The organism is Pseudomonas sp. P5_A2_2, assembly GCF_054177685.1.
In genome coordinates, this window is sequence record NZ_JBGCUL010000232.1 from 1 (window position 1) to 5988 (window position 5988).

General features: G+C 50.5%; 6 protein-coding genes. 1 reads left to right on the forward strand and 5 read right to left on the reverse strand.

What is annotated here, in order from left to right; translation table 11 throughout:
* The 5 genes from ACXRVY_RS14835 to ACXRVY_RS14855 form a co-directional block, all read right to left on the reverse strand.
* Positions 1-624 (reverse strand): transporter substrate-binding domain-containing protein (locus tag ACXRVY_RS14835; protein WP_458237661.1); only part of this gene is annotated, 624 nt, incomplete at its 3' end.
* A gap of 235 nt (positions 625-859) precedes the next feature.
* Positions 860-2074, reverse strand: a complete 1215-nt coding sequence (locus ACXRVY_RS14840; protein ID WP_458237662.1) for a pyridoxal phosphate-dependent aminotransferase — start codon at positions 2072-2074, stop codon at positions 860-862.
* Positions 2064-2714, reverse strand: coding sequence for an RraA family protein (locus ACXRVY_RS14845; protein WP_458237663.1), 651 nt, complete (start codon positions 2712-2714; stop codon positions 2064-2066). Before ACXRVY_RS14845 ends, ACXRVY_RS14840 begins: the two co-directional genes overlap by 11 nt.
* On the reverse strand, positions 2711-3376 hold the full coding sequence (locus tag ACXRVY_RS14850; protein ID WP_458237664.1) for an RraA family protein: 666 nt from the start codon (positions 3374-3376) through the stop codon (positions 2711-2713). The genes ACXRVY_RS14845 and ACXRVY_RS14850 overlap by 4 nt, the downstream gene beginning before the upstream one ends.
* On the reverse strand, positions 3373-4041 hold the full coding sequence (locus tag ACXRVY_RS14855; RefSeq protein WP_223457596.1) for an RraA family protein: 669 nt from the start codon (positions 4039-4041) through the stop codon (positions 3373-3375). The genes ACXRVY_RS14850 and ACXRVY_RS14855 overlap by 4 nt, the downstream gene beginning before the upstream one ends.
* A gap of 106 nt (positions 4042-4147) precedes the next feature.
* Between ACXRVY_RS14855 and ACXRVY_RS14860 the strand changes: the two genes are divergently transcribed.
* Positions 4148-5059 carry a LysR family transcriptional regulator gene (locus tag ACXRVY_RS14860; RefSeq protein ID WP_223457598.1) on the forward strand — a complete coding sequence of 304 codons (912 nt, stop codon included), beginning with the start codon at positions 4148-4150 and terminating at the stop codon, positions 5057-5059.
* Positions 5060-5988 lie beyond the last annotated feature (929 nt).

Genomic DNA, 5988 nt, shown 5'->3' on the forward strand with positions numbered 1-5988 from the left:
CGCCAACATAGCGTCGTCCATCATGAAGGCAACGGCACGACCCGTTTCCAACATTTGGAAAGATTCCCCATGGTCTTTGGCTGCGATTACGTTCATACCCATTTGCTTGTCCGAATTCATGGACTTTAGCAATCGCTCTGACGTCGTGCCGGCAGTTGTCACAACATTCTTGCCTTTAAGATCAGAGAATTCTTTATACGGTGAGGCTTTTTTTGTTAAAAACCGTGTATTGCTTTCAAATATGCCAATTGAGAAAGCAACTTGCTGCTGTCGCTCAATATTATTGGTCGTCGCACCACATTCCAGATCTATCGTGCCGTTCTGAACTAGCGGTATACGGGTTTGTGAGGTAACCAAATTATACTTTACGGTCAGGCTCGGGATGTTGAGTTGCTTTTCGATGGCTTCAATTATTTTCCTCTGGATATCCTGAGAATAGCCAATAGGCTTTCCGGAGGAGTCCCCATAGTACGAAAATGGGATGGCAGCATCACGAAAGCCAACGCTGATCGCGCCAGAATCTTTTATTTTCTTCAGCGTGCCCGTCAACTCATTGGCATTAGCTGCGGGGATACACAGCAAGACCAACAAGGCTGTACTGAGAAATGTAGGAAAAGTACGCATGTTTTATCCTCAAATTATCTATGGGGTCATCTTGTGACCACTACCTTACGAGTACGGTAAAAACACCATAATACTTCGCTAGCTTTTTGTTCTCTGTAACTTGGGGCAGATTTCAAGACATCAATGCAGCGTTATTATTTTTGACTATCTCCTCGCTAATATGTAGTCGCGATTATTTGTAGGTGTCACGGCATTTCTGCTTTCGCTTGCTTCGCTCTATTAGCTTTGCAAAGTCTTATCTAAGCGATGTACAAAATTTTCTGATCGATTCGCAGGCTCGTAGCAAAGAATCATCATCTAGCGCGTAAGCAATTCGAATATAGGGAGCAAGACCAAATGCGCTACCAGGTACAACGGCCACTTGAGCCTCATCGAGCAGAGCGATAGCCACATCTTCGTCTGTTTCGAGCAGCTTTCCGGCTGGCGTTCGGCGTCCCAACAGACCGGAACAAGAAGCAAATGCATAAAACGCCCCGGAAGGATTCATACACTCCAGACCCGGTGTGTCGTTCAGATGCGCAACGACCAGATTCCGACGCTTCTCGAAGGYCGCGCAAGATTGGGAAATGAAGTCTTGTGGCCCCGTCAACGCCGCGATAGCCGCTTGCTGCGAAATGGCACATGCGCCGGAAGTTTGTTGTCCTTGTAGCTTTTCCATTGCCGCCAGCAGCCAGCGTGGACCGGTGGCAAAACCAATGCGCCAACCGGTCATGGCATAGGCCTTGGATACGCCGTTCATGGTCAGAATGCGCGAAGCGAGTTTCGGCTCGACCTGCGCCAAGGTATGGAAAACTTGGCCATCAAACAGCAGATGCTCGTAGATGTCATCGGCAAGTACCAGCACATGATGATGGTCCATCAACACATCCGCCAACCCTCTTAACTCCTCCTGACTGTAAACGGCGCCGGTCGGATTGGAAGGCGAATTAAGGATCAACCACCGGGTGTTGTCAGTGATTGCCGCGGCCAACGCCGGCGGTGACAACTTGAAGTTATTGTCAGCGGTGCATGCAAGGATCTTAGAGGTACCGCTACACAGTTCGACCATTTCCGGGTAGCTAACCCAGTAAGGCGCAGGAATGATGACCTCATCCCCTTCATTTAGCGTCGCCGCCAGGGCGTTATAGATAACCTGCTTGCCACCACTGCAGACGATGGTGTCTTGCCAATTGATATCTAAGCCATTTTCATTTCGAAACTTGGCTGCGACCGCTTCGCGGAGCGAGCGAACACCCGCGACCTGCGTATATCGCGTATGGCCTTGCCTGATGGCTTCGATACCCGCCTGGCATACATGTTCTGGGGTATCAAAATCTGGTTCACCCGCACACAAGGAGATGATGTTCGCTCCTTCGGCTCGACGCGCAGCAACCCGATCCATGATGCGATAAGTGGCTGACGGTTGCGCTTGGACAAGGCGAATATTGAGCCGTTGGACATTACGACCCATGGCCATTTCTCCAACTTGTCAGATTCATCAATTCCAGAGTCGAGCGACCTTGGCTTAGGGCGATCATCATTTCAGCTTCTTTTGCAGCTCGCCTTTCAGCTTCGGCAATCGTCTGCGCGACTGAGCCCTGCGGAATGATGAGGACACCATCGTCATCGGCAACGACAAGATCGCCGACCGCCACCTGAGCACCATTGAATTGAAAAGGTTGGCCAACCGATGGAGAGCTGGCCTTCACGGTTCCTTTCATGGAAATTCCGCGAGCAAACACCGGGAATTTTCTAGCGACAAGGGCAGCAATGTCTCGAACCCCACCATCAATCACCAGCCCTACGACTCCAGCGGCTTCGGCAGMCACCGTCAACACCTCGCCCCAATAACCTGCCAGATGATTGCCGGTCGCCACGACCAGAACGCTGCCGCGTGGCACTCGCTCCATCGCAATATGAATGGATAGATTGTCACCTGGTGAACACTCCAACGGGTAAGCAGGCGCCGCAATAAAGGATCCTTCCCAAATCGGGCGAATGGAAGGGTCTACCGCACACGGCAACTTCGAAGCTTCGTAAAGAGTCGAAGAGCCAAGCACCTTGATACGTGCCTGTAGTTCAGGGCTCATACCATCATTAATCAGGCTCATTGTTCTTTCCTCTGTAGCGTGTGATAGCCAAGGGATGCCCGAGCTTGCTTAAGCGTTTTGCCCTGATTGATCAGCGAGCGTATTTGGCCTTCTACTTCTTCGATCTGCCGGGCACGTTCAGCCACCTCTGCCGCACGAGCGCGTGGCACTACAATGACGCCATTGGCATCGGCGACCACAATGTCCCTAGCGCATACGCGAGTACCGCTGACCGACACGGRCTCATTCACGGAAAGCACTTCAACCCGATCTTTACCGGTCCGCATGTAGCGACCCTTGGTGAACATGGGATAACCGTCGCCAAGCGCTTTGCTCACATCACGACAGACGCCATCAATCACCGTACCTGCGATGCCTCGCACCCCAGCGTATTGGGTCATGATGTCGCCCCAAACGGTGCAATCAGTGCGCCCTTCATTTGAGATCACCACCACATCACCAGGGCTAACATCTTCAATGAAGTCACCGACTGTACCGGCAGGCATGCTTGCAGGAACGTATTGAACAGTGAATGCAGGGCCGACAATCACAGTGCGGTAATTATCCAAGGGCATGACACCAAGGCATTGGCCCGGGATACCTAGCTTATCCATGGCATCGGAAACGCCTGGCGTATCCAGCCCTTCAAAAAGAACCACAAGTTTTTGATCTTCGTTATTCATTGACCGGACTCCACGCGGATRGCTTCGAATTGGGTGTCGTGCATCACATCAGCTACCGAACGTCCGCTACGGACCGCGGCCACCATTCCTTCCTCGCGTTGAGCGATACGCTCACCGAGATTCAAGACCTTTTCAATATGTGCCACCGGTATGAACACCGTTCCGCATTTGTCAGCAATGACGTAGTCATCTTCTGATACGTTGATCCCGGCGACACTGATGGTCACACCAGAATCAATCTGCACAAGTCGATTACGTGCGCTAACCATGGTCACGCCGCGCCCATAAACCGGATAGCCGATAGATTCGCTTCCATCGATATCCCGGCTAAATCCGTCAATCACCGTCCCGCGAATTTTCTTGGCTACCGCGGCGTTGGCGATGATGTCTCCCCAGCAGGAAACACCATCAATGCCACCGGCGATCACCAACACTCGATCGTCATGTCTAATTGCATCGATGACGGGAGAAATCATATGCACGGCGGGGGCACTTTCAGTTTTGGGCCCAACCTTCACAGTGCTTGCTCTGCCGACAATTTTTGGGCAGTTCCATAGCGGCCTTATTCCGACAGCTGCGCCCGGAAGCTGCAGAAAATCCAGCGCATCGGAGACGGTATTGGTATCGAGCTCAGCCAGGCGCTGGAGCAGAATTGTTGCGGTCATGGGGTGGGCCCCTGTTGTGATTGAGGCTCCAGTTTCACAGAGGATTTACAATAGGTATATTCGTATTAACGGAACAAAAACATACGCCAAACCTATGGTAAAAATCATGATCAATTTCCGCCTCGTCCGGCACCTGTATTTGTTTCTGATCGTTGCCGAAGAGCAGAATTTCGGCAGAGCCGCTAAGCGCTTGGGCATGAGCCAGCCGCCTCTCACCGAGCAAATCCAAACCTTAGAGCAACTCCTGAAGGTCAAGCTTTTTGACCGTTCACGCAAAGGTTCTCAACTGACACCTGTAGGCAAAGCGATCTTGCCAGCGGTGCGAAAATTCGTTGAGCAGATGGAGCGTCTGGAATTTGCTGTCTACGAGGCTGTAGCTGGTCATTCAGGCGTATTAACTATTGGCGCGATCACAACCGCGATGATGGATGTCCTCCCTCCCTTGATAGAACAACTGAAACACACACATCCACAACTCACTGTTTCGGTACGTGAGATTGACAGCGTAGAAGCTGTTCCMGCATTGGAGTCAGGTGATGTTGATTTAGCCTTTGCCAGGCTTGAGGGCGAACTTGGCAATACCATTTGCTCCATGCCATTGACAGAAGATCGGATGGCCATCGCCGTACCAGTTGATCATCCACTCGCCAGCCAAACGCGCGTAAGTCTTGCCAAACTGGCGAATGAACCTTTTGTACTCTTTGCTAGAAAGGTTAGTCCTGTTTATTTTGATAGCTTGATATCCGCTTGCCGCGAAAGCGGATTCTCACCACGCGTTATCCATGAAGTGGGTTCAGTAGTTTCACAAATTGCATTTGTCAGTTGCGGGCAAGGAGTCGCGCTGGTACCGATGTCACTGGAAAAGCTTGCACCACCCAATGTCGTACTAAAACAGTTAAGCCCAAAGCTCAGCGTGGTGACCACTGCCGTGGCCTGGAATCCCGCACGAGCCAATCCCTTGGTAGAGCATTTGGTAAACGAACTCAGATCTAAGAGGGATCAAATTTCAGCTCGATAGGTGCCATTGGCAATCGAAAATCCCCTCTTCATTCAGCAAGAAAAAGCAACATTGCGCAGTACACAGATCAGCCCGACTGGCCGCCAAACCTGCAAGGATGCTGAGGAAAATCTGGTAACGGATTTGCTAGGTTCAGGCGCTGTGAAGGTCGAATAGTAACTGGGAGACAATTAGGGAGGTTGGATCGAATTCTTTGTAAGTCTTTTAAGTTCAAACGGCCACTAATGGCGGTTTTGACTATCGCGACCGGCAGCAATGGGTCGTTTTTAGCCGGTCGCAACAGGCAAAAACCGGCCAACAGCGGTCGGTGGATAGACGAGTCTCAAATAGGTAGCTTCGACCCTCTGCGCAGAATCTTTAGCGCAGATGAGCTTGACATCATCCCAGTTGCGTTTCTCTCTGGGCTATGTTGCATTTACTGCGACTCCTTCCAGGCTAGACAATGGCTTCCAGGACGACAAAAAACGTTATCGGGCATTACCGTCGCGTTTGAACGCGACAGCGATGTCGCCTAATAGGAATTAGGAGTTGCACGTGTATTACCCAATTACACCATATATCCTAGCACTCACAGCGCTGATAATAGCGGCCTTATCAATCTCGTCACTTCATGCATTCAGATTTGCCAAAACACTAAAGAGCAACCAGACGCCATTCTACATAGCCTTTGCAATCTTGGTTTCTGTTTTAGCCTTTACCACCCTAGAACTAATTTTTCATCTAACAATTCATAAGCATCCAATCAGTGTAGCTATTTTCGCTTCACTTGCTTTCTACCTAGCAACAGCGTCTTTTCTTCTAGCGAAATTAAAACTAAAACTAATTACACGCATTATCCACACAATATGCGGCGGCGCAATATTTTACGTTTCATGCCTTCCAATAATTTTATTGCTAGGTTGCGCTACGGGCCCAGTATGCATATAAAC